General features: G+C 45.4%; 21 protein-coding genes. 7 read left to right on the top strand and 14 right to left on the bottom strand.

The features are described 5' to 3' along the window. Positions 1 to 170: 170 nt before the first annotated feature. A complete protein-coding gene (gene aspA / locus AB4185_RS11390; RefSeq protein ID WP_017063668.1) occupies positions 171 to 1622 on the bottom strand; it encodes an aspartate ammonia-lyase in 1452 nt (483 codons plus the stop codon). 284 nt (positions 1623 to 1906) lie between these two features. Here aspA and AB4185_RS11385 point away from each other — a divergent pair, with 284 nt between their 5' ends. After that, positions 1907 to 2431 (top strand): FxsA family protein, encoded by a 525-nt coding sequence (locus tag AB4185_RS11385; protein WP_372135465.1) that lies wholly within the window; start codon positions 1907 to 1909, stop codon positions 2429 to 2431. 206 nt (positions 2432 to 2637) lie between these two features. Here AB4185_RS11385 and trmL read toward each other — a convergent pair whose 3' ends face one another. The 4 genes from trmL to AB4185_RS11365 all read right to left on the bottom strand — a co-directional run bounded on the left by trmL (position 2638) and on the right by AB4185_RS11365 (position 5963). Then, positions 2638 to 3117, bottom strand: a complete 480-nt coding sequence (gene trmL / locus AB4185_RS11380; protein WP_102540996.1) for a tRNA (uridine(34)/cytosine(34)/5-carboxymethylaminomethyluridine(34)-2'-O)-methyltransferase TrmL — start codon at positions 3115 to 3117, stop codon at positions 2638 to 2640. A gap of 83 nt (positions 3118 to 3200) precedes the next feature. Further along, positions 3201 to 3818: a superoxide dismutase gene (locus AB4185_RS11375; RefSeq protein WP_372135464.1), complete on the bottom strand. Its 618-nt coding sequence runs from the start codon at positions 3816 to 3818 to the stop codon at positions 3201 to 3203. A gap of 76 nt (positions 3819 to 3894) precedes the next feature. Next, positions 3895 to 5274 carry an envelope stress sensor histidine kinase CpxA gene (gene cpxA, locus AB4185_RS11370; protein ID WP_372135463.1) on the bottom strand — a complete coding sequence of 460 codons (1380 nt, stop codon included), beginning with the start codon at positions 5272 to 5274 and terminating at the stop codon, positions 3895 to 3897. Next, positions 5274 to 5963: a response regulator gene (locus AB4185_RS11365; protein WP_017061163.1), complete on the bottom strand. Its 690-nt coding sequence runs from the start codon at positions 5961 to 5963 to the stop codon at positions 5274 to 5276. Before AB4185_RS11365 ends, cpxA begins: the two co-directional genes overlap by 1 nt. 187 nt (positions 5964 to 6150) lie before the next feature. Here AB4185_RS11365 and AB4185_RS11360 point away from each other — a divergent pair, with 187 nt between their 5' ends. The 3 genes from AB4185_RS11360 to pfkA all read left to right on the top strand — a co-directional run bounded on the left by AB4185_RS11360 (position 6151) and on the right by pfkA (position 9011). After that, on the top strand, positions 6151 to 6660 hold the full coding sequence (locus AB4185_RS11360) for a CpxP family protein (protein WP_229647415.1): 510 nt from the start codon (positions 6151 to 6153) through the stop codon (positions 6658 to 6660). A 164-nt stretch (positions 6661 to 6824) separates the two neighbouring features. Beyond that, a complete protein-coding gene (gene fieF / locus AB4185_RS11355) occupies positions 6825 to 7733 on the top strand; it encodes a CDF family cation-efflux transporter FieF (RefSeq protein WP_102433326.1) in 909 nt (302 codons plus the stop codon). 315 nt (positions 7734 to 8048) lie between these two features. Continuing rightward, positions 8049 to 9011 carry a 6-phosphofructokinase gene (pfkA, locus tag AB4185_RS11350; protein WP_029223212.1) on the top strand — a complete coding sequence of 321 codons (963 nt, stop codon included), beginning with the start codon at positions 8049 to 8051 and terminating at the stop codon, positions 9009 to 9011. A gap of 149 nt (positions 9012 to 9160) precedes the next feature. On the opposite strand, the gene tpiA is transcribed toward pfkA, so the two are convergent. Beyond that, positions 9161 to 9931 (bottom strand): triose-phosphate isomerase, encoded by a 771-nt coding sequence (tpiA, locus tag AB4185_RS11345; protein WP_017061158.1) that lies wholly within the window; start codon positions 9929 to 9931, stop codon positions 9161 to 9163. A 249-nt stretch (positions 9932 to 10180) separates the two neighbouring features. On the opposite strand from tpiA, the gene AB4185_RS11340 reads away from it, so the two are divergent. Then, the gene (locus AB4185_RS11340) at positions 10181 to 10528 is read left to right on the top strand and encodes a 5-carboxymethyl-2-hydroxymuconate Delta-isomerase (protein ID WP_017061157.1); all 348 of its coding nucleotides are present in this window, start codon (positions 10181 to 10183) and stop codon (positions 10526 to 10528) included. Positions 10529 to 10573: 45 nt separating this feature from the next. Next, positions 10574 to 11002, top strand: coding sequence for a DUF805 domain-containing protein (locus AB4185_RS11335; RefSeq protein WP_017063673.1), 429 nt, complete (start codon positions 10574 to 10576; stop codon positions 11000 to 11002). A gap of 61 nt (positions 11003 to 11063) precedes the next feature. Here AB4185_RS11335 and AB4185_RS11330 read toward each other — a convergent pair whose 3' ends face one another. The 3 genes from AB4185_RS11330 to glpX form a co-directional block, all read right to left on the bottom strand. Further along, positions 11064 to 11411 (bottom strand): DUF3135 domain-containing protein, encoded by a 348-nt coding sequence (locus AB4185_RS11330; RefSeq protein WP_017061155.1) that lies wholly within the window; start codon positions 11409 to 11411, stop codon positions 11064 to 11066. Between the two features lie 122 nt (positions 11412 to 11533). After that, positions 11534 to 12154, bottom strand: coding sequence for a metalloregulator ArsR/SmtB family transcription factor (locus tag AB4185_RS11325; RefSeq protein ID WP_065584290.1), 621 nt, complete (start codon positions 12152 to 12154; stop codon positions 11534 to 11536). 198 nt (positions 12155 to 12352) lie between these two features. After that, entirely contained in the window at positions 12353 to 13360 is a 1008-nt protein-coding gene (gene glpX / locus AB4185_RS11320; RefSeq protein ID WP_017061153.1) for a class II fructose-bisphosphatase, read from the bottom strand. A gap of 324 nt (positions 13361 to 13684) precedes the next feature. On the opposite strand from glpX, the gene zapB reads away from it, so the two are divergent. After that, positions 13685 to 13927: a cell division protein ZapB gene (gene zapB, locus AB4185_RS11315; RefSeq protein WP_008219652.1), complete on the top strand. Its 243-nt coding sequence runs from the start codon at positions 13685 to 13687 to the stop codon at positions 13925 to 13927. A gap of 97 nt (positions 13928 to 14024) precedes the next feature. Here the strand turns inward: zapB and rraA are convergent, their stop codons facing one another. From rraA to ftsN, 5 genes are all read right to left on the bottom strand, one after another. Continuing rightward, positions 14025 to 14543: a ribonuclease E activity regulator RraA gene (gene rraA, locus AB4185_RS11310; protein WP_017061152.1), complete on the bottom strand. Its 519-nt coding sequence runs from the start codon at positions 14541 to 14543 to the stop codon at positions 14025 to 14027. 73 nt (positions 14544 to 14616) lie between these two features. Beyond that, positions 14617 to 15534: a 1,4-dihydroxy-2-naphthoate polyprenyltransferase gene (locus AB4185_RS11305; protein ID WP_372135462.1), complete on the bottom strand. Its 918-nt coding sequence runs from the start codon at positions 15532 to 15534 to the stop codon at positions 14617 to 14619. Between the two features lie 155 nt (positions 15535 to 15689). After that, complete coding sequence (hslU, locus tag AB4185_RS11300; RefSeq protein WP_016767976.1) at positions 15690 to 17030, bottom strand: HslU--HslV peptidase ATPase subunit; 1341 nt, start codon at positions 17028 to 17030, stop codon at positions 15690 to 15692. A 58-nt stretch (positions 17031 to 17088) separates the two neighbouring features. Then, the gene (gene hslV / locus AB4185_RS11295; protein WP_004729692.1) at positions 17089 to 17637 is read right to left on the bottom strand and encodes an ATP-dependent protease subunit HslV; all 549 of its coding nucleotides are present in this window, start codon (positions 17635 to 17637) and stop codon (positions 17089 to 17091) included. 222 nt (positions 17638 to 17859) lie between these two features. Beyond that, positions 17860 to 18399 (bottom strand): cell division protein FtsN, encoded by a 540-nt coding sequence (gene ftsN, locus AB4185_RS11290; protein WP_029222060.1) that lies wholly within the window; start codon positions 18397 to 18399, stop codon positions 17860 to 17862. Positions 18400 to 18490 lie beyond the last annotated feature (91 nt).

Genomic DNA, 18490 nt, shown 5'->3' with positions numbered 1-18490 from the left:
TCATTTAGATTTTATTATGTGAACATTCGCCGCTGGAATGTTCACATAATAGTTCTATGGTTTAGATTCAATTTGGCAAAAGCGCAACCAACGGAAATCCACAAAATAATCATGGTTAACCGTATTGGAGCCTAAAAAAGGGCTCCGTTTGGAACCCTTTCTCGCTAACTTTATTCGTAGCGCTTCGCTTTATACTGAGGATGCATCAAATTTTCAACAGAGAAAATGTCATCAAGTTCTTCTTCGGTCAATAAACCGCGTTCTAGAACTACATCACGAACACTCTTACCTGTTTCTGCACAGATCTTACCAACAATGTCACCTTCGTGGTGGCCAATGTATGGGTTTAGGTAAGTGACGATACCGATAGAGTTAAATACGTGCGCTTCACATACTTCTTTGTTTACCGTAATGCCGTCTACACACTTGTCGCGCAGGTTCACACAAGCGTTTGTCAGAATGTCTAGAGACTCAAACATGCTTTGTGCAATAACAGGTTCCATTACGTTCAGTTGAAGTTGACCACCTTCCGCAGCGAAAGAAACCGTGTTGTCGTTACCTAGAACTTTGAAGCAAACTTGGTTTACTACTTCAGGTACAACTGGGTTTACTTTAGCAGGCATGATTGAAGAACCTGCTTGCAGTTCAGGTAGGTTTAGCTCGTTCAAACCAGTACGTGGACCTGAAGAAAGTAGACGCAAGTCGTTACAGATCTTAGATAGCTTAACTGCTAGACGCTTAAGTGCGCCGTGCGTCATTACGTATGCGCCACAGTCAGACGTTGCTTCGATTAAATCTTCAGCCGCTACACACTCTAGGCCTGTTACTTCTGCTAGGTGTTTCACTGCTAGGCCTTGGTAACCCGGTGCTGCGTTCAGACCTGTACCGATAGCCGTTGCGCCTAGGTTTACTTCAAGCAGTAGTTTTGAAGTGTATTCTAGGTTTTTGATTTCTTCATTGATGGTTACAGCCCAAGCGTGGAACTCTTGGCCAACCGTCATTGGAACTGCGTCTTGAAGCTGAGTACGACCCATCTTCAAAATCGTGTTGAATTCTTGGCTCTTAAGCTCGAATGCACCTTTTAGGTATTCGATCGCATCAATCAGTTTACGAACGCTGTTGTAAACAGAGATACGGAAGCCAGTTGGGTAAGCACAGTTTGTAGATTGGCTGCGGTTTACATGGTCGTTCGGGTTGATGAACTCGTATTGGCCTTTTTCTTTGCCCATAAGTTCAAGAGCTACGTTCGCAACAACTTCGTTTGCGTTCATGTTTACAGAAGTACCAGCACCACCTTGGAAAACGTCCGATGGGAACTGATCCATGCACTTACCCGTGTCTAGAATTAGGTCACAAGCTTGGATGATGTATTTAGCCACTTCGCTTGGAATTACACCTAACTCTTTGTTTGCTAAAGCCGCCGCTTTCTTAGTCATCACCATACCGCGAACGAATTCAGGTACATCTGAGATCGTTACATTTGAGATGTTGAAGTTTTCAACTGCGCGTAGAGTGTGGATGCCGTAGTAAGCATCAGCCGGAACATGACGTTGACCTAATAGATCTTCTTCGAGACGAGTAGCTTGAGGAGCTTCAACTTGAGCTTCTGATTGAGTAGCCATAACAGGATCCTTAGAGAATTATTCTGATTATATAGTTAGTTATTAGCCTATTCTGTGTGCAAATACTCCGTTCGCTAGAATATTGGGCTGATAAATCCGTCCTGACTTATGTGGCACATGATACTGTACTTAGCGCATAAAAATATTAAGTGGATCACCTTTTTCGGTTTTGTTTCGTCAATATTTTGCAAAGTTATTCTTGGTCAATAAACACGCTTATTTACAGGATAAATTTGAGATTGTTAGGGCTTTCAGCGTAAACTGCAAGTAACAAAGGAGGGCGTGTGTTTCCTATCTTATTATTACTATTTATCTTCGTACCCATCATTGAGATTGGGCTATTTATTCAAGTTGGTGGCTTCTTAGGATTGTGGCCAACTATTGCGTTGGTTTTGATCACTGCATTTGTGGGTGCATCGCTGGTTCGTAGCCAAGGCATTCAGACACTTATGTCTGTGCAAGGTCGTTTGCAACAAGGCGAAATGCCAGCACAACAGATTCTTGAAGGCGTGATGCTTGCAGTTGCCGGTGTATTGCTGCTGACTCCGGGCTTTATGACGGACGCACTCGGTATGTTGGTATTACTGCCAGCACCAAGAGCGATGATTGCCAAGAAAATGATGGAAAAAATGGTGGTGACTAATATGTCTGGCGGTTTCCATGCGGGTGGGCAAGCTGGTTTTGGCCAGAGCCCATTTGGACAAGACCCATTCAATCGCGAACCATCTGACCAATCAAAAGACGGCAACACCTTTGAAGGTGAGTTTGAGAAGAAAGACGACGACAACGATCGTAACCGCTTAAACTAATTAATTTTTTCTCTCTTTATATAGAGGGAAAACAGAAAAGGCTCTTACCTTTATCCTTCGCAAGAAAGTGATAATGGTAAGAGCCTTTTTTATTGTCTGTCGCTAGCTGTTACTTACTGTTACTTAATGTTTATTATTGATAACAGATAACAGATAACAGATAACAGATAACAGATAACAGATAACAGATAAGCTTGAGCGTTCGGTTATACCGCGCCTTCAAATCCCATTTGTCGCCATGCTTCGAACGCAATAATGGCCACTGCGTTAGACAGGTTCAAGCTGCGTGCTTCTGGCATCATTGGAATACGAATACGTTGCTCCATTGGCATACTTTCGATGAACTCAGCAGGCAGGCCGCGAGTCTCAGGGCCAAACATCAGCACATCGCCTTGTTGGAATTTCGCATCAACGTGGTGGCCTGTCGTTTTTGTGGTGCAAGCAAAGATGCGGAAATCACCCTCACGTTCATTCTCTAGATACTCAAGGAAAGCTTCTAGGTTCTTGTGACGCTTAACTCGCGCAAGGTCGTGGTAATCCAAGCCAGCACGACGAACCTTCTTCTCTTCAAAATCAAAGCCAAGCGGTTCAATCAGGTGCAGATTTGCGCCGCAGTTAGCACATAGGCGGATGATGTTACCCGTATTGGGTGCAATTTCTGGTTCGTATAGAGCGATATCAAACATGTTGGTTCACAAGAGTAATCAAAGATAGCCCGAGTATACGGTGGCAAGCTTAGTGAGTACAGTTCGCCACCGTCACCATTCGCTTACGCTTGGTTCGTTAGTGCTTGCGCGTAGTTTTCAGATACGGCATTCCAATTCACCACATTCCACCATGCATTGATGTAATCAGGACGACGGTTTTGGTAGCTGATGTAGTAGGCGTGTTCCCAAACATCGAGCGCGAGAATCGGTTCGCCATCACTCGCCACGGTATCCATCCACGGATTATCTTGGTTCGAGGTTGAGATGATCTTCAGTTGCCCTTGCTCTACCACTAGCCAAGCAAAGCCGGAGCCAAAGGTATTGATCGCCGCTTGGGCGAACTGATCTTGGAATGTCTCGAAATCACCGAAGGTACTCTTGATAGCCTCACCAAGCTCGCCCGTAGGTTCACCACCACCGTCTTGCGACATGCAATTCCAATACAAGATGTGATTGTAGTAGCCGCCGCCATTGTTACGCACGGCAGGGCTGTGCTGAGATATGTTGGCAAAGATCTCGGTCAGAGATTGCTGTTCTAGCTCGCTGCCAGACACTGCCGCAACAAACTTATCGTAGTAGGTTCTATGGTGCTTGCTGTAATGCACTTCCATTGTCTTAGCGTCAATGTAAGGCTCTAGGGCATCGTAAGCGTAGGGTAAAGCAGGGAAAGTGTGCGACATGGTAAATCCTCCTTAATTAGAGGATTTACCATAATGATAATAACAATCATTATCAACTGTGATCTTTGTGGGGGTATTACACCGGTAAGATAGGCAGCGTGATTTCGAGTTGTAATCCACCGAGCTGGCTGCGGGTTGCGGTGATGGTTCCGCTGTGTTGGCGAATCGCACTTTCAGTAATGGTTAATCCAAGCCCTGTGCCGCCAGAGTTTCTGTCACGCGCTGTTGAGACACGGTAGAAAGGTCTGAAGATAGAATCGAGTTCATCCTCTGGAACACCATCACCATTATCATTGACGCAAATTGTTAGCTGATCTTGAACCACATGGAACTGTACATCCACTTGGTCTTTACCGTAGTAGATGGCATTGCGTGTAATGTTGTCTAGCGCACTCATCAGCAGTTTAGGGTTCCCCGAAATAGAGCGTTCTGGGATCTCCGAGAACGTCAGTTGTTTGCCCATCTGTTCGGCTTCAAACTCTGCGTCTTTTAAGATCTCTTCCCATAGGCTCGAGATAGGCTGAACCTCACGAGTAATATGGCTGTCGACCTGCATACGAGATAGCGTTAGCAGCTCACTGATCATCTGTTCCAAACGCTGTGCTTCGGTATCAATGCGTTCTAACTCTTGGCTCTCGCCTTGTTTACGAATCGCCAGTGCATTGGCCATGCGAAGACGTGTCAGTGGCGAGCGGAGCTCGTGTGAGATATCAGAGAGCAGGCGTTGTTGCCCCGAAATCATCTGGTTTACCGCTTCTACCATCTGGTTAAAGCTTTCACCAGCTTGTCTGAACTCTGAAGTACCTTTTTCGAGTGTTGGATCGACCTCGAATTGACCTTTCGCCACGCGTTGTGCCGCGCGTTCTAGCCTGCGAGCGGGTTGACTCAGTGCCCAAGCTAGCCAAAGCAATAGCGGGGTACTCGCTAGCATAACCGCAAGCAGTAACTGCAGAGGTCTATCAAACAGGCGTAACAAGAACGGAGGTGGTTGAGTCCACTTTATTCCGGCGTACATCAACAACTCTTCACCCGCGAGTTTGATGGGTACTGGACCTGCCACCATGTAGTGTCCGTACAGTTTTTGTGTCGGCACTTCAGGGTTATCTATCGAGGTAACAAAGTTACGAATCGCCTTTAGCTTATAGTCTGAATGCCTTTTCGAGGTAAGGACTGCGCCCTCAAGATCGGTCAGGTAGATGCGAGCTCTAGAATCCTTGCGGCTGCGTGGTGCCTCCAGTTGGAAGACAATCTTGCCCAGATTAGGTTCTTTGGCGTAGCGTTTCTCTGTGATTTTAGCGATACGCTCGAGTTTATCGAGGTGATCTGCGGGCACATCTCGCGCGACTCGAGGGTCTAAATGGGGAAGTGACAGCACCGACAAAAGCACCAGTAACATGGTGAACCAAAAGATAGCAAAGATACGTCCATATAAGCTGGTGATTTTAGGTATACGCATTAATCTTCCTCTACCAATAAGTAGCCACGGCCTCGTAAGGTTTTGATGCGTGATTTGCCGTCAGTGCGCTCAGGAATCTTCTTACGTAGATTAGAGATGTGCATGTCTATCGCGCGGTCAAACGCTGCGAGCCTTTTACCCAGCACATCCAAACTCAATGCTTCTTTGGTGATCACTTGCCCTGGGTTTTGGATAAGGTGACTCAGTAGGGCGAACTCGGTTGTGGTGAGGTCGATGAGCTCCCCATTGCAGTAGGCTTCTTGTTTGCCAGGGAAGACTTCGATGTCTTGATATTGAACTCTATCACTGGCCGCCTTAGGTGCGGTGTTGGTTTGAGTACGACGCAAGATAGCTCGAATACGAGCTAACAACTCTCGGTCACTGAAAGGTTTAGGCAGGTAATCATCCGCGCCAAGTTCAAGACCAATCACACGGTCGATCTCTTCGCCTTTTGCGGTCAGCATCAGCACTGGTGTTTCCCAATTTTCTCTCAGTTTCTTTAGTGTTTCCATGCCATTAAGACGCGGCATCATCACATCCAAAAGAATCAGGTCAATCTCATCATTGATAGCTTCCAGCCCTGCATAGCCATCATTGGCTTCGGAAACAGTGAAGCCCTCAAAGCTCAGAATGTCTTTGAGTAAGCTGGTTAACTCGGTGTCGTCATCAATAAGAAGAATGTTCGCCATTGGGAAGCCTTAATCGGTTATCTACTATTTACAGGTTAATAATACTGCTAATTATTCGTCAACTTTCACTCTTTACGATTCTTTACGCTTTCTAAACGTCACTTTACGAGGGAAAGACTAATCTATATCTAAGCGCTGAGAAACAGACGCAACACATGACTTATTATACCGAATTGAGGCAACAATTATGAAAATGACTAAGAAACTTGTACTAGCAGCTGCGGCACTTCCACTAATGTTAGGTACAGCAAGCGCGTATGCTTACGGTGGTGGTGATAAAGGTGACCACAAAGGTATGCACGACAAGTGTGGCGGTTTCGATAAAAAAGTAATGCGCCAACTAGACCTAACCGACGCTCAAAAAGAACAGTTAAAAGAGATGCGTGAAGCAGACCGTGCTGAGATGAAAGCAAAGCGCGGTGCAAACAAAACGGCAAAAATGGCGCAAATGAAAGCGCATCACGAAAAGGTTCAAGCATTGGTACTTGCTGACAACTTTGACGAAGCAGCAGCAAACGACCTAGCAAGCCAAATGGTTGAGAAGCAAACTGAGCGTCGCGTAGCAATGCTTAAGAAGCAACACCAAATGATGAGCGTACTAACGGCTGAGCAAAAGACTCAACTGAAAGAAATCCAACAAGAGCGCATGACTAAGTGTGCTGACAAAATGGGAAAACGCATGAACAAAGACAAGTAATTCATTGCTTGAAAAATCAGCGTTGAATGAAAGTGTTTAGAAAGAAGCGGCCGAGTGTCGCTTTTTTTGATCCTTAAAAATGAATGTTTCACATCATGGCTGTCATATTCAATTGGTGGTTTGCAGGTTATACTTTGTGCTATCAGTCACTTTATAGCCAAGTTATGAAACAAGAATACGCACGTTTAGTTACGCTCGCCGCTTGGGCAGCCACCACCATCGCCACTATTTTATTGATAGTGAAAGTCGCAGCTTGGTGGGTGACAGGTTCCGTGAGTCTGTTGGCTTCCGTCGTGGATTCAATGCTGGATATCGCGGCCTCTGTCGTTAACCTTATCGTGGTTCGTTACTCTCTGCAGCCTGCCGACAAAGAGCACACCTTTGGTCATGGTAAGGCTGAATCTCTCGCTGCATTAGCGCAGGCAATGTTTATTTCAGGCTCTGCATGTTTCCTTATTCTCAATGGTATTGAGCGCTTCTTCCGACCTCATGAACTGAACTCTCCAGAAATTGGTATCTACGTCAGCCTGTTCGCGATAGTGATGACCTTTGGTCTGGTTCGCTTCCAAAAACATGTGGTCAACAAAACGGGTAGCCAAGCTATTGCAGCCGATTCATTGCACTATCAATCAGACCTTTATATGAACGCCGCGATTATGCTGGCACTGGCATTGAGTTGGTTTGGGCTTGGCCAAGCGGACTCTGTATTTGCGGTGGGTATAGGTATCTACATTCTGTACAGCGCTTATCAAATGGCGATGGAAGCCGTGCAATCTTTGCTTGATCATAAGCTGCCAGACGAAGAGCTGAAACAGATTAAAGAGACATCATTGAGCATTGAAGGTGTGTTGGGTGTGCATCAATTACGAACTCGTCGTTCGGGGCCGATTCGCTTTATCCAACTGCATTTAGAATTGGAAGATAATATCCCACTTATTGAAGCGCATCGCATTTCTGATGAAGTGGAGGCCAAGCTTATCTCTGTGTTCCCTGATGCTGATGTATTAATTCATCAAGACCCGTATTCGGTGGTGTTTGGCCCGGAGAAGCAGCAGAAATTCCATTCTTGGTAATAGGTGGGAAAAGCAGCCCGCAAATGGTAAGTGGGTGGCTTTTGAACTAAAGTGAGTAAAAATTGCGAATTCTTTGGTGATACAAAAACCACCGCATAACAATTAATGTTGATTCTGATGTGAATCAACAAAGTTACTGAGTAAAACTGTAATACTCTTACAGAAGTAGAAATGTTACATAAATTTACGCGATTTAAGTGCTATTCCCATTGAGGAAATGTAACATAAAGCACATATATAGATTTAAAATCTTGTTGATATACAATCGGCAAGCAAAAGAATTGAATAATAGATTCCCAAAAATCGAGGGTGAGCATGATTAAGAAGATCGGTGTTTTGACCAGTGGTGGTGACGCTCCAGGCATGAACGCAGCAGTACGCGGCGTAGTTCGTACCGCACTATCAGTTGGCATTGAAGTTTACGGCATTTACGATGGCTACCAAGGCCTTGTTGAAGACCGTATTGAAAAGCTTGACCGTTCAAGCGTATCTGACGTCATCAACCGCGGCGGTACTTTTTTAGGTTCTGCACGTTTCCCTGAATTCAAAGATGTTAAAGTTCGCGAGAAAGGCATCGAGAACCTTAAGAAGCACGGTATCGAAGCACTTGTTGTTATCGGTGGCGACGGTTCTTACATGGGTGCTAAGAAACTGACAGAAATGGGTTATCCATGTATCGGTCTTCCAGGCACTATCGATAACGATATCGCAGGTACTGACTACACAATCGGTTACCTAACTGCGCTTAACACAGTTATTGATTCAATTGACCGTCTACGTGACACGTCTTCTTCTCACCAACGTATTTCTATTGTTGAAATCATGGGCCGTCACTGTGGTGACCTTACGCTTATGTCAGCAATCGCCGGTGGTTGTGAGTACATCATTACTCCAGAGACTGGCTTAGATAAAGAACAGCTTATTAGCAACATCCAAGATGGTATTGCGAAAGGTAAGAAGCACGCAATCATCGCTCTAACTGAGCTAATGATGGATGCGAACGAACTGGCTAAAGAGATCGAATCTTCAACAGGTCGTGAAACTCGTGCAACGGTTCTTGGTCACATCCAACGTGGTGGTCGTCCTACTGCATTTGACCGTGTACTGGCTTCTCGCATGGGTAACTACGCTGTTCACCTTCTTCAAGAAGGTCACGGTGGTCGTTGTGTTGGTATCGAGAAAGAAGAACTTGTTCACCACGACATCATCGACTGTATCGAGAACATGCAGAACCCAGACCGTTCTGAGCTGTTCCGCGTTGCAGAAGAGTTGTTCTAAGCCACGCCTAGCGTTCGCTTAAAGAATTTAAAAACCGCTGATTATTCAGCGGTTTTTTTGTGCCTGCCGTTTGGGTTTCAGAAACGACAGGTAATAAAAAAGGCCAACCTAAGTTGACCTTTCATCTAATCTAAACGGTGAGGTTTAAATTAAGCTTTTGCTTCAGCTGCTGCTTTAGCGATAGCTGCGAAGCTTTTCGCGTCTAGAGCTGCGCCGCCAACTAGAGCACCGTCGATGTCTGGTTGTGCGAAGTAAGCTGCTGCGTTTTCTGGCTTAACAGAACCGCCGTATTGGATAACAACTTTCTTAGCAACTTCTTCAGATTTCTCTGCGATGTGTGCACGGATTTGAGCGTGGATGCGTTGTGCATCTTCAGCTGTAGCTGCTTTACCAGTACCGATAGCCCAGATTGGTTCGTAAGCGATGATAGCGCCTTCAAGAGCTTCAACACCTTGAGTGTTGATAACAGCGTCAAGTTGACGAGCACATACTGCAACAGTTTCGCCTGCTTCGTTTTGTGCTTCAGATTCACCGATACAAAGAACTGGAGTTAGGCCGTTCTCTTTTAGGAATGCGAATTTCTTAGCTACGAACTCATCTGATTCGTTGTGGTATTCACGACGCTCAGAGTGACCGATGATGATGTGAGATGCGCCGAACTCTTTAAGCATTGCTGGAGACATGTCGCCAGTGAATGCACCGCTGTTGTTTAGGTCAGAGTTTTGAGCACCTAGGATGATCGCGCTGCCCGCTTCAGTAAGCGTACGCTCTGCTAGATCAACGAAAAGTGCTGGTGGAGCAACTGCTACGTCTACGCCTGTTACGCCTTCAAGTTCAGCGTTAAGACCGTTTAGTAGATCAACAACCATTTCTTTGCTGCCGTTTAGTTTCCAGTTACCCATAACTACAGGATGACGCATAGGAATATCTCCAAAGTATTTAAATAAATCGAATGTAAAAAAGTAAACTTTATTACGAAATAATATAACAGATTAATATCAACAGATCATGACTGTGGTCATGACTTTCTTGGATCTTACTCAATGGTCAGAGTAGATTTTGAGCATATATCAGTGATCCGGCAGACAGAATAATAGCTAACTTCTCGGATTTTTCATCGTTAGTTGTTATTAAGGGACAAACGATTGCGTTAACAACAGGAAGTAACAATGCCGAATCTAGTTCTAGAGTACTCCAATTCAGTGGATGAGCGAGTAAATATCCAAGGCTTACTGGAAGATCTCCACCAAGTCGCTCTCACATGTGGCTTGTTTGATGTGCCATCAGTGAAATCTCGTTCACTGCGTTGCCATAATTGGTTGGTCGGTGATGAGGAAGATAGTGTAGACTTTATTCATATCAGCTTTGAGTTACTTTCGGGACGAACGGAAGAGCAAAAGCGAGAATTGTCACGATCGTTAATGCAGATCCTGCAAGAACAAGCGAGTCATGTAAGAAGCTTAACGGTGAATATTCGTGATATGGATAAAAGTTGCTTTCAAAAAGTAATAAACTAACCATTGCTGCTGACTTTTAGCGGCGTATAAATTTGAGTATTTAAGATGTCGATGAAAGAATTACTGCTCTCTTTCAAGGGGAGAATTGGTCGTAAGACTTACTGGATTTGGAATGTTTTCTACTACATAGCGATTACCGGTTTTGCTTCAGGTATCTCTGTGTTGTTCCCTGCTTACTCTTATATCCTGCTACCAATCATCCTATTGATGCTTGTGATCCCAGACCTTGCGGTAACCGCTAAGCGCTGGCACGACCGCAATAAGTCTAATTACTGGCTACTATTGAATGTGCCATTAGTATTGGGTCGTTTAGCTTCGCCAATGGTTGCAACGACGACAGAGCCGGTATCGCCAATTCATATGGCGGCAACCGTCGCGGCATTAGTGTGTGGTTTCTGGATTCTGATTGAGTGTGGTTTGTTGAAAGGTACAGAAGGCCGTAATGACTACGGCGAAGACCCATGTAAATATTGAACAGCGAACCAATAAGAAGGGGGCATTACGCTCCCTTTTTCTTTTTAGTGCTTTGCTAATTTCAGTACATTTTAGGTTCGGTATTCGGCTTAAAAGGCACGACATTTTCAGGCAGAGATTCTTCAAAGCCGCAGCGCCCTTCGAGTGCATCTTGGAACTTACAGACCTGACAGCGCAGCTCTTGCATGAGTACGACATTGGCGTGGTGTGGGTTTTTACAACGGCTAACCACTAAGTCGATGTGACTTTGCTGCGCACGAAGTCGGTCTTGCATCACGTCTGAAGCCGAACAAATCATCTGTTCGCACATCTCGTGTTTGAATTGATTGAATGCTTTCGGGTCGCTTTTCGCGAGTTGGACAAGTTCATCAAAGGGTGGCAGTTTTTGAGCGGGTTGTGGATGCGCCATCATTCCTTCCTTAGCATTAAGCGTGTTTCATATGCTCTAAGCTTAAGAAAGAAATCTGTACAAATTTTAATCTATTTGTATTTTCTCAATATTGAGACGGTATTAGCCGATTACCTTTGCAATCAAAGGGCGGGTGTTAAGGTGTAAGTGCAGCGTCGTTCGCCAGCAATGATGTGCTCTGTACGGCTCACGTGACACTCATCTTTTAGTAACTCAGTAAACACGTTGAGCTCAGATTGGCACAGGCTAGGGCAGCGAGTTGCAGCCTTACAGATAGGGCAGTGGTTCTCAATCAAGATGTAGTGATCATCATACTCTTGAAGCTCAGCCATGTAGCCTTCGTCTTCACGAAGCTGGGTGAGTTTTTTAAGCTTGCTGATGAGTGAATCACAGCCAGACAGCGCAGTTTGATACTGCTTAAGAGTGTGTTGTTCACGCTCGGCAGCAACCTTAGCCAGCCCTTCTTTACCAAATAGATTCTCGACAGCATCAATCACTTGAATGGTGAGTTCACCATGTCGGTCTGAAAATTGGTTATGACCTTGTTGAGTCAGGGACCAGTGGCGAGTCGGGCGACCCACTTTCACTTTCACATCATGAAACGCAAGAATACCGTCATCTTCCAGGCTTTGCAGATGTTGCCTTGCCCCCATTGTCGTCATGCCAAATTCTTCTGACAGTTGTTTCGCGGTTACCGCGCCTTGACGCTTAATGGTCTGTAAGATTCTGTCGCTTGTTTTCATACTATCCCTACCTAATGAACCTTACTATTATGAGGCAAGGTGTTTATAAAGCAAACCATTTACTATATTGATGATAATTTACTCTATAGATAGCGTTTTACTCTATTGGCTGCCATGGTCAGATTCTGGTGCGCTAATAAAACAAAAGGCTGATACTAGGTATCAGCCTTGGAATATTCTGTTTCACCGAATTTAGGCTTACAGGATATGACCTACTACTTCTGGATCTTTACGCTCTAGGTAGTGGATAGATTTGATGCGGCGAATTGTACGGCAGCGGCCACGGATAAGCAGGGTTTCTGTGGTTGCGATATTACCTTGACGAGAAATACCTTCTAGCAAGTCACCCTTAGTGATGCCTGTTGCTGAGAATACAACGTTGTCGCTGCGTGCCATGTCTTCCATCTTCAATACGATACCCGCCGTTACGCCCATTTCTGCGCAGCGCTCAAGTTCAAGTTCACCGTGCTTGCGGTTCTCTTCTGTGTCGCCTTTCACTTCGTGGCGAGGTAGAAGACGACCGTGCATGTCGCCGTCGAGTGCGCGAATTACCGCCGCCGAGACCACACCTTCAGGTGCGCCGCCGATGCAGTACATGACGTCTACTTCACTGTCTGGCATACAGGTTAAGATAGAAGCCGCAACATCACCGTCTGGCACAGCAAATACACGAACGCCCATTGCTTGCATGTCGGCGATGACTTGATCATGACGAGGCTTAGCAAGCGTGGTTACGACTAGAGTATCAAGTGTTTTACCTAGTGCTTTAGCGATGTTTTCTAGGTTTTCTGTTAGTGGCAGTTCTAGGTCAATCACGCCTTTAGCGCCAGGGCCAACAACCAACTTTTCCATGTACATATCAGGCGCTTTAAGGAAGCTGCCTTTTTCGCCCGCAGCCAATACAGCCAATGCATTTGATTGGCCCATTGCTGTCATGCGTGTCCCTTCAATTGGGTCAACTGCGATGTCGACAGCGTCGCCGCCCACACCTACGTTTTCGCCGATGTATAGCATAGGTGCATCATCGATTTCACCTTCGCCGATAACAATCTCACCGCTAATTTCGGTTTTGTTTAATAGGCTACGCATTACTTCTACAGCAGCGCCATCTGCAGCGTTTTTATCGCCACGGCCAAGCCACTTGTAACCAGCTAGTGCTGCACCTTCTGTGACACGAGAGAATGACATTGCTAAATCGCGTTTCATGCGGACTCCAAAATTTTCAAAGGGGGAATAGAAATTTCGCGGCGAATTTTACCATATCCAAAAGGAAACGTTTGCCTTTTTGTTTTTTGGAGATTGCTCTCGATCAATTCGCAGTGGAAAACAGTTATTATTCATCAAAATAATCGGTTTGCCGTTGTGGCGGTAATCGTTCACGTCAATATTCGGTAAAAAGTGCTGTTTTTTTCATCGAATGGCGCAAAATATCGAATATATTGAGTGTTTATCCTTGCTCTGCTGAGTAGAATGGGGAAATAAGTGGAGTGAACCTTCACCATCAAACGGATAACTTAAAGGTAGGCCAGAATGTCTTTTGAAGTACTAGAGCAGCTAGAAGCAAAAATTCAAACAGCAGTAGATACAATTGCACTTCTTCAAATGGAAGTGGAAGAGCTTAAAGAAGAGAAACAAGCACTAGCAACAGAAGCTGGTGAGCTTAAAGCAAGCCGTCACGAGCTAGAGCAAAAAACTCAGCAAATGCAGGAAGAGCATTCAGCATGGCAAGATCGCATCCGTAACCTTCTTGGTAAAATGGATGAAGTAGAGTAATCGACTCTTCAGATTTAAAAAAACGCCCGCTACTCAGTAGCGGGCGTTTTTGTTTGTGTTCTTATGATTTGTTTTATTATTTGAAGCTGAGTGAGAGTTACTCGACGTCTTCTTCCTCGACATCCAAATCGAGTTCTACATCTAGAGGTTCGGCAGAAAGAATGATGCCAGTGTTGTCTGCGTAGAGGTAATCTTCAGGTAAGAAGGTCACGCTGCCAAAGTTCACTGGAACGTCTAATTCACCGACACCTTCTTGGCTCGCACCAACAGGGATAGAAGCCAAGGCTTGGATACCTAGGTTCATGTCTTCAAGCTCATCGACTTCACGAACGCACCCGTAAACCACAATCCCTTCCCACTCATTGTCTTCGGCAAGTAGGGCTATCTCAGCATCGATCAGCGCTTTACGTAGTGAGCCGCCCCCATCGATTAACAACACACGCCCCAGACCGTCTTGCTCTAGTACAGAGCGAATCAAAGCGTTGTCTTCAAAACACTTTAATGTCGTGATCTGTCCTGCGAAGGATGCACGTCCACCGAAGTTGCTGAACATTGGCTCCACGACATCAACTTGATCCAAATATATGTCGCACAGTGCTGAAGTGTTGTATTCCATTAGTATACCTTTTGAACAATGAGCTTACTTTGAGTATATCGGCGCTTGATCCCTTTGCAATGATTAGTCTCATTTAACTCAATAGAGTTTGAGCTACGACAACCCCTGCAAACAATAGGTTAGTGACCAGTGAGCATTTCACAATCACGGGCATCATTGGTGCAATTTGCGCTGGCTTTTCGGTTTCCCAAACGGCTTTGCCATGCTTGTAAACAATAATAATGCTCAGCAAAAACGGCAGGCTGATCCAGACCGGTTTTTCTTGAATAAGCAGGTAGATAGCGAAAGACGCGAGAGCCAATCCAAGAAGTGCAAAGTGGTATTGCTTAGCTTTGCGTTGTCCTAGACGAACGGCCATGGTGCGTTTCCCGCATTCACTGTCGTTTTCGATATCACGCATGTTATTGATATTGAGTACCGCAACCGCCATCAGTCCGCAGCCTAACGCTGGAAGAAATAGACTTGGTTCAACATGACCAGTGTGTAAGAAGTAAGTACCAGAAACACCTAACAAACCAAAGAAGATAAAGACAGATAAGTCCCCTAGGCCAATATATCCATAGGGTTTGTTGCCTACGGTATATGCGATAGCCGCGACAATCGCTAATACGCCGAGTGCGATGAAAGACAGAATGCTTTCAATTGATGTCAGCGCATGGAAAATCAGAATGAGCCCTGCGATAACGGTAAACACGATATTGAGGATGATCGCTTGCTTCATGGTTGTTGCCGTCACCGCGCCAGATTGCATTGCGCGTGTTGGTCCTAGACGATTTTCGTTGTCGGTGCCTTTAGCCGCATCGCCATAGTCATTCGCTAGGTTCGATAAAATTTGTAAGAGTGTGGCGGTTAAAAAAGCCAGTAGTGCTATCGATAAAGAAAAGTGATCGCTGGAGAACGCTAAACTACTTCCTGTAAGAATAGAGACGAGTGCGAGAGGCAGAGTTTTCGGTCGTGCGGCATCAAGCCAAATCAGTAGAGATTGTTTCATCGTAGGTCTATTTCTTTGTAAGTCTTCGTTTCAAACTGTGATTTGAGTATACGCCCATTCTTCAAGTAATAAAAAGCCCACTCGAAAGTGGGCCTTGAATTCGCTTATTAGCTGCTATTTCTTTGAGATAGAGCAATAAGTTGGAGTTTCGTGTGCTACAGGATGAAGCGGCTTAGGTCTTCGTCTTCAACGAATTCACCGAGCTTCGACGTTACGTAAGCTTCATCAATGACGAGTTTGCTGCCGGCTTTTTCTGTTGCGTCGAATGAAATCTCATCCATTAGGCGTTCCATAACAGTATGTAGGCGACGCGCACCGATATTCTCCGTGGTTTCGTTAACACGCCATGCCGCGTCAGCAATCTGATTAATGCCATCTTCAGTGAACTCAATGCTCACATCTTCTGTTTTCATCAGGGCAATGTATTGCTCTGTTAAAGATGCTTTTGGCTCAGTAAGAATTCGTTTGAAGTCATGTGCAGAAAGCGCTTCAAGTTCTACACGGATTGGTAGACGACCTTGCAGCTCAGGGATCAGGTCAGATGGCTTAGCCACTTGGAATGCGCCTGATGTGATAAACAAGATGTGATCAGTTTTAACCATGCCGTGTTTCGTTGATACTGTGCTGCCTTCGATAAGAGGCAGTAGGTCACGTTGAACACCTTCGCGAGATACGTCTGGGCCTGAGCTGTCACCACGTTTACAGATTTTGTCGATCTCATCGATGAACACGATACCGTTGTTTTCAGCGTTGAAGATCGCGTTCTCTTTTAGCTCTTCCTGGTTCACAAGCTTCGCAGCTTCTTCTTCTGTCAGTGCTTTGAATGCGTCTTTGATTTTCATCTTACGCTTTTTCTTGGTGTCGCCAGCGAGATTTTGGAACATGCCTTGTAGCTGGTTAGTCATCTCTTCCATACCTGGAGGTGACATGATTTCAACACCCATTTGCGGTGCCGCTACATCAACTTCGATCTCTTTGTCGTCTAGCTTACCTTCGCGCAGTTTTTTACGGAAAATCTGACGAGTGTTTGAAGAGGTTGTGTCTTCAGTTGATTGCTCATTCTGACCCCAAGCATCACGAGCTGGTGGTAGAAGGGCATCAAGAATGCGTTCTTCAGCTTGTTCTTCAGCGCGGTATTGTACTTTTTCCATCGCTTGTTGGTGCGTCATCTTGATCGCAACGTCCGTTAGATCACGGATGATGGTTTCAACTTCTTTACCAACGTAACCCACTTCGGTGAACTTAGTCGCTTCTACCTTGATGAAAGGCGCGTTTGCTAATTTCGCTAGGCGGCGAGCGATTTCAGTTTTACCTACACCCGTTGGGCCAATCATTAGGATGTTCTTTGGTGATACTTCAACACGCAGGCTTTCTTCAAGCTGCATACGACGCCAGCGGTTACGCAGGGCAATAGCAACTGAACGCTTAGCGTTGTCTTGGCCGATAATGTGGCGATTGAGTTCGTGAACAATTTCGCGAGGAGTCATCTCAGACATGGTTTTTCCTTAATTCTTTAATCACTGTTGAATACAACGTTATTGATGGAAGCGGTCGTTACTCTGGCTTTGGCAGTTCAACGGTGCTTTCTAGTTCTTCAATAGTGTGGTGATGGTTGGTGAAGACACAGATATCGCCGGCAATGTTCAGCGACTTTTCTGCGATTTCACGCGCATCTAAATCAGTATTTTCTAATAGTGCAGTAGCTGCTGCTTGAGCGAAGTTACCGCCCGAACCGATCGCAATCAGATCATTCTCAGGTTGAACTACGTCACCGTTACCAGTGATGATCAGTGAAGCGGTCTCATCCGCTACTGCAAGCAATGCTTCTAACTTACGTAGAGCACGGTCGCTACGCCAATCCTTCGCTAGCTCAACGGCAGCTTTGGTCAGGTGGCCTTGGTGCATTTGTAGCTTGCTTTCAAATTTTTCGAATAGCGTGAAAGCATCAGCGGTACCGCCAGCAAAACCTGCCAGTACTTTGTTGTTGTATAGGCGACGTACTTTACGGGCATTGCCCTTCATTACAGTATTGCCTAGAGATACTTGTCCATCACCCGCGATGACGACTTTATTATTACGACGTACAGATACAATGGTAGTCACGAGTAGGGCCTCTTAATATTTCTTATCTTTGGGTATAAAAAGTATATGAGGATGGTGCTCGGATAATTCAAGGAAGGGCGAGTGATGTCGCGCAACTTATCGGCGGAAGTTGTAAGGAAAACTGACTAAAGGGAGTAAATAAAAGAAAACCTCCACAATGGGAGGCTTTCGGAGTTTGTTTTTCGGCTTTTGCTAAGATTAAGACTACGACTATCGCTAAATCTAATCGGTGTCTTTCCAAATAGCGCAAGGTTCGATTTTCGCCCGTTGCAGCTTATGGCGATCGCGCTCGGCGTCACGCTTCAACTTGTATGGCCCTAGAACCACACGGTACCAGCTACTGCCGTCTTTTTTACGGATTTCACTCGAGATACCTTGGAACGCAATATCTAACTTGCGCGTTTCTGCCTGTGCTGACGTTTTGTATGCGCCACACTGCATCACGTAAGGGATCTTAGAGATCTCTTGTTCTTTGGCTTTAACTTCAATCTCGCGGCTTGGCAGCGTTTCAACGTAGTCCCACTTCTCTTCTGGAGGCGGTGGAATCACTTTCGCTGGTTTTGGCTTAGGTTTTGGTTTGGTAGCCACAGGTGTTGGTGCTGGCGGCTCAGGATCATTACTCAATAAGTAAAGTCCATAACCAAAACCACCGGCAAGGAGGATCGCCAAAAGACCACTGCGCCAAGGTTTACGGCGAGGGGCTTGTTTCTTGGTCGGTTTTTTCGTGCCACGACCGCGTTTTACATAATCTCTATTAGCCACAAGACAATTCAATAGTTGCTGATTCTGTCCTCATGGTAATCCAGATTGCGCGAGGATAATAGTGCAGAAATGGAAGCGGCACATCAAAATG

This window comes from Vibrio sp. 10N.286.48.F5 (assembly GCF_041469785.1).
Classification (GTDB): domain Bacteria; phylum Pseudomonadota; class Gammaproteobacteria; order Enterobacterales; family Vibrionaceae; genus Vibrio; species Vibrio crassostreae_C.
The sequence above is the reverse complement of the archived record's forward strand: the minus strand, read 5'-3'. Positions and strand labels throughout refer to the sequence as shown.